Source organism: Streptomyces sp. NPDC016469 (assembly GCF_040632905.1).
In the GTDB taxonomy this organism is placed as follows: Bacteria; Actinomycetota; Actinomycetes; order Streptomycetales; family Streptomycetaceae; genus Streptomyces.
In genome coordinates this window covers 1-4,928 of sequence record NZ_JBEYCQ010000074.1, presented here as the reverse complement: position 1 = coordinate 4,928, position 4,928 = coordinate 1, and the positions used below count along the sequence as shown (strand labels likewise).

Genomic DNA, 4,928 nt, shown 5'->3' with positions numbered 1-4,928 from the left:
CGAGATCGATCTCGTACGCGTCCACGGTCAGCAGGCGCGCCCGCTCCTGTGCCTCTTCGCGGGTCAGATTCGTGCCAGGCACGCGGTCATCTCCTCCGTATGTGACGTTTCAGGCGCTTGGAACCGATCGTCCTGGGTGCCGCATCGTGGGCGTCCACCACTCGGGGACAGGTCCCCTTGCTTGGTGCACCACACTGCTGCCCGGCAGCTTCATCGGGCAACAACGCCCTGGTTTCGGGACGGTTCACCCCAAGGCCCACGGATGCCCAGGAGACTGTTGTCCAGTTCCATGTGCGGCATGCAGCCCTCCCCTGGAGCAGTAGCTGCTTCGACGGGAGCAGCTCGGTATCTCGAATGCAATCGCGGACCAGTCCACTCAAAGCTTCGGTTCCAGGGCGGCCCGGCCGCATCTTGCGGGTTGCTCAACTGACCCGATTCGACAGCGATACCAGATGATGCTTCAAGTGCTGACTCGGCCGCAGGTCCGCAAGATGCGTTGTGCGCATCTCCCACTCGTGCTTGGATTGCCTGATGAATCTTCTGTTGACGTCTACTGGTCTGTGTAATTCGTCCATACTGGAAGCACTGCGAGACATGCTGGGAAAGCCATTGGGGTCTGCCAGTGTGGTGTACCTCCCCACGGCATCTCTCGCTGTACCCGGGGACCACGGGTGGCTCCTTGAGCACATGAACCAGCTGCACAGTCTGGGCTGGAAGGAATTCGATGTACTTGAACTGAATGGCTTGCCGCGGCAGGTGGTGCTTGAGCGGCTACGTCATTCCGATGTCATTTATGCCGGAGGTGGCAACCAGTACCATCTCGCCCGCAGCATCGTTGGTAATGATTTGGCGGACGGATTTCTGGATGTTCTAGAAGACAGCGTCTATGTGGGACTGAGCGCCGGATCCATGGTCTTCAGCCGGAATCTCACCGAACATTCTGCCGATGTCATCGGGGACGCCTCGGACCTGCATCTGCTTGGCGCGACAACCATTGAGCCGCCCTTCGGCCTCTTCGACTGGTACCTGAAACCGCATCTGTACTCGCCTCACTTCCCGGAACGGGATGACGCCTGGGCCGATCGCATCGTCGCGAAGGCGGACTTCCCGGTCTACTTTCTCGACGACGAGACAGCCATCCGCGTCCGCGACGATCAGGTGGACGTCATCTCTGAAGGCAGGTGGCGGTACCACCCGTGACACGGCACGCTGCCGTGTCCGTTGTCGGTGACGAGGACGTGGGCATGTCCACGTTCCTGCTGAGAGAACGTGCACCCATCCTCGCGGCCAATCGGGGAGGTCTCGGGAGTGTGCCGCCCAGGCCGCCCGGCGCCGTGCGCCCGCTGTCCCCAGGTTCGGCCCAGGGTGGGACAGCGAATCCCGAGCTGACGGGCGGCTTGGTCGGTCGGCAGTTGGGGCCCGGCTTGCAGACAGGCCCGTGGGCCGGGGTGAGGCTGGGATGGCCGCCCCCTTCCGTCCGTTCGGTAGCCGTTGGAGCGGCTGACGCCCCCCCCCGCGACCATCGGCGGCCGCCGCGCGCTCGCGGAGTACAACCACCAGCAAGCGCCCTCGACCAGGGCAAGGCTCCGCACCCGAAGATCGAAACGGAGCCCCGCACCGTCCCGCTGATGGGCCAGATCAGCAGCGCGGGCGCAGAACATATGAGTTCTCACGCTCATCATCGACAGCAGTCAGTCATCTTCTTTGATGCATCAGAAAAAGATGGGTTTCTGGCGGGGGAGCGCGACGCGGCGGGCCGGTTGCGGTTACGCGTCCTGGAGGATCTGGGCGACCTCCCAGACGTTGCCGGAGGGGTCGGCGAAGGCGGCGGTACGGCGGCCCCAGGGGCGATCGACCGGACCGTTGAGCAGGGTCACCCCGTGCTCCACGAGCTCGGCGCACACCGCGTCGGCGTCCTCCACCTCGATGGTGAGCAGCAGCCGTGCGCCCGCCTCCGGGGCGGCGACCGGGCGCGGCCCGACCAGCGTCGGGGCGTTGTCGGCCACCAGCAGGTTGATCATCATGTTGCTGAGCTTGACCACTGCGGAGTCCTCGTTCTCGAAGACCACCTCAAGGCCGAAGACGTCCTGGTAGAACCGCTTCGCCGCGACGACGTCCTCGACAAAGAGCGTGATGACCTCAAGCCGGTCGAGTCCCTTGATCATTTCTTACTCCGTATTCCGTGCGGCGCTATCCGTGGCAGCCGACCGTAGCGTCCGGCGGAAGTCTCCGGGCGAGTGGGTACGCTCGGAGTGGCGCCGCCGGGTGACTGCTCGTTAGCGTCTGCGCACCGGCGAGAGCCCGCCTTCGTACTGCCGTCCCAGGAAGGACAGCCGCTGGTGCGCATGGCTGAGCTGTGCCGCAGGTCCGGAGTGCCTGTGGCGACGATCAAGTTCTACATCCGGCTGGGCCTGCTGCCCGCGGGCCGGCTCACCAGCCCCACGCGGGCCAGTTACGACACCGCCCACGAGCACCGGCTGCGCCTGGTCCGGGCCCTGATCGACGCCGGCGGGCTGTCCCTGGCGGCCATCGGTGACGTGCTGCGGGCCGTGGACGACCCGGACCGCCCGCCCGCCGACGTGCTCCGCACCGCCACGGACCGCCTTACCCTGCCTAGGAGGCCGGGGCCGGACCGGAGCCGGACGAGGCCCGCGCCGAGGTGGTCCGGCTGGTGCGGCGCCTGGGCTGGCGGGCGGACGCGGACGGGTCGGCGGGCGAGGCGCTGGCCGGTGTGCTCGTCGCCCTGCGCGCGGCGGGCCACGGGGACTTCGCCGTACTCCTGGACGACTACGCGGCGGCGGCCGAGCGGGTCGCCCGCGCCGATCTCGGCCATCTCGGGCGGCCGGCGGGGCGCGAGGACCTGGCGGAGCGCGTGATCGTGGGCACGGTGATGGGCGAGGCGATGTTCAGCGCCCTGCGCAGGCTCGCCCACGCGGACGCCTTATGCCGCGCAGCAGGGCCGCCGCGAGAGCGGTGACCGCCGCAGCCGGGCGTCGGCGGGGAACCGTGGGTGGTGGTGCAGGCTTCGCCCCGGTCCGGGTGCGCGGTCCACTGACGCTCATGCACGTTCGGCCGACTACGACGAGGACCGCGGTCCCCCGCAAGGCCAGGGGAGCCAGGATCCGGGCCGCCTTCGCCGGCTACGGCAGCACCGCCGGCCGCCCGATGGTCCCTGGCCTCCCTCATGTCCATCGCATGCCGATGGTGGAGAGCAGTTCGACCCGTTCCGGGGTGAGGGTGGCAGCGCGGCTGCGTTGGTTGTTGATCCATGCTCCGAGCCTCAGAGTCACCTCTCGCTGTTCCTGGCCGATCTCGCCCGTGCTGTCGCCGCCGAGGACGACGGTCTCGACCCACTTTCTGGGGACGTTGAGGTGTCTTTCGCGTTGGTGGTATTGGCGGGCGGCTTGGTAGTGCATGGCCCATTTCTCGGCCTGACTCGTACGCGGCTTCGGCTTGTGCTCTTCGGAGGCTCGGGTGATTCCGAGGATGTGTTCGCTCAGCCATTGCTGCACGGTCGTCAGGCCGTCCCATCCGATCCGCACGGACTGCACCCACCGGCCCAGGTCTTCGCCTTGGTCCGTGACGTCACCGGGCTCGGTGGGCAGTGGTTGGCCGGCGGCGAGGTGTTGGCGGACGAGGTGGAAGCAGCGTTGCCATTCGACGGGCCAGGCCGGGCACCACGACGGATCGATCTCCTCCAGCTGCTCGCGCCGCTCGTTCGACAAGGCCCCGGCCGATGACTTCACCGGCAGCCCCTCGGCACGTCGCCGTTGGTTCTCGGCTGCTCTGCGGGCGGCGGCGCGTGCGTTCTTCAGCCAGATCCCGACCCGGTACCCCTGGAACACGGCGTCGGTGGGGGCGAGGAGGTGGCCTGCCTCGGCGGCCCATCCGCGCGCCGCCGCGAGACCGCTTTCCCAGGCGACGTCGTAGTGTGACCAGACCATGCCCAGCTCCTCCAGCTGCGCGGCGCGGTCCTCGGCCATGTTCCCCCGGGCGTGGAAGCGTCGGGCGTCGGCTGTCCATTGCCCGAGGGGGAATCCGGCGAGCGAGGCCGGCCACACCTCGGCCTGTTCGCTCTGGCTCTCCTGGACCTCGTCGTTGCCGTTGGGGTCGGTGGTGGGTACGCGGTAGGTGAAGGGCACCTTCAGATCGCCGTGCAGCCGGTGGTAGATGCCGGCGGCCTCGATCCCGCGGCGCCAGTGCTCGTGCTCCGGGTTGAGGACGCGGAGGTTGATGAACGCGGCCAGCTGCGCCGGATCGCGTGGGACGGAGAACTTCAGCAGCTCTCGCGCCGGCACCGAGGGACCGTCCGCCTCGCCCGTCTCGGTCTCGCCGGCGTGGCCCTGTACGGGCTTGTAAGCGCTGGGGGCCTGTGGCTCGGCGAGCTGTTCCACGACCCGGGCGTCGTGCGCCCTGAGCGCCTCCAGGAGCTTCGCGAGCCCGCCGTAGGCCCGGCTGGTGAGCATGTTGTCGACGGTCTCGCCCGGGCCGAGGAGTACCGGTACGACGAGTGAGGCGATCTTGCCCTCGCCGGGCTGCATCCGCAGCGCCCGGCCGACGGCCTGGACGAGGTCGGGCATGGAGCCGCGTACATCTGCGAAGTACACGGAGTCGCAGTTCTTGGTATCGACCCCTTCGCCCAGGACTTTCACCGAGCCCAGGAAGCTCTTCTCCACGACGGTCCCGTCGGTGGCGATCCCGGCCGCGAACTCATCGAGCACGCGTCGGCGGTAGAGCGGCTTGTGCTCTCCGCACAGCCAGTTGGCCCAGATTGTGCGCGGGTAGAGCTTCGGATCCGCGTCGTGCAGCTTCGCGGCGACGTCGGGGAGGCCGGCCGCGAATGCCTCGGCCTCGCGGACCAGGTGATGAAAGGACAGCGTGCGGCGGAACCCTTCCTCTGCGGACGCCTTCACCAGGGCGGTCTGGAG

General features: G+C 68.1%; 4 protein-coding genes and 1 pseudogene. 3 read left to right on the top strand and 2 right to left on the bottom strand.

The features are described from left to right. Positions 1 to 531 precede the first annotated feature (531 nt). Positions 532 to 1,200 carry a Type 1 glutamine amidotransferase-like domain-containing protein gene (locus ABZ565_RS35155; protein ID WP_361036355.1) on the top strand — a complete coding sequence of 223 codons (669 nt, stop codon included), beginning with the start codon at positions 532 to 534 and terminating at the stop codon, positions 1,198 to 1,200. A 566-nt stretch (positions 1,201 to 1,766) separates the two neighbouring features. Here ABZ565_RS35155 and ABZ565_RS35150 read toward each other — a convergent pair. Then, a complete protein-coding gene (locus ABZ565_RS35150; RefSeq protein ID WP_361036352.1) occupies positions 1,767 to 2,165 on the bottom strand; it encodes a VOC family protein in 399 nt (132 codons plus the stop codon). 180 nt (positions 2,166 to 2,345) lie between these two features. On the opposite strand from ABZ565_RS35150, the pseudogene ABZ565_RS35145 reads away from it, so the two are divergent. Together ABZ565_RS35145 and ABZ565_RS35140 are read left to right on the top strand one after the other, a co-directional pair. Next, positions 2,346 to 2,489 (top strand): annotated as a pseudogene (locus tag ABZ565_RS35145) (MerR family transcriptional regulator); the annotation flags it as partial. Positions 2,490 to 2,671: 182 nt separating this feature from the next. Continuing rightward, complete coding sequence (locus ABZ565_RS35140) at positions 2,672 to 2,977, top strand: hypothetical protein (protein WP_361036359.1); 306 nt, start codon at positions 2,672 to 2,674, stop codon at positions 2,975 to 2,977. A gap of 205 nt (positions 2,978 to 3,182) precedes the next feature. On the opposite strand, the gene ABZ565_RS35135 is transcribed toward ABZ565_RS35140, so the two are convergent. Then, on the bottom strand, positions 3,183 to 4,928 hold a 1,746-nt coding region (locus tag ABZ565_RS35135; RefSeq protein WP_361036349.1), incomplete at its 5' end, for a Helicase associated domain protein.

Coding starts and splice junctions, on each gene's coding strand:
- ABZ565_RS35155 (WP_361036355.1), top strand. CDS start 532: ATGAATCTTCTGTTGACGTCTACTGGTCTGTGTAATTCGTCCATACTG.
- ABZ565_RS35150 (WP_361036352.1), bottom strand. CDS start 2,165: ATGATCAAGGGACTCGACCGGCTTGAGGTCATCACGCTCTTTGTCGAG.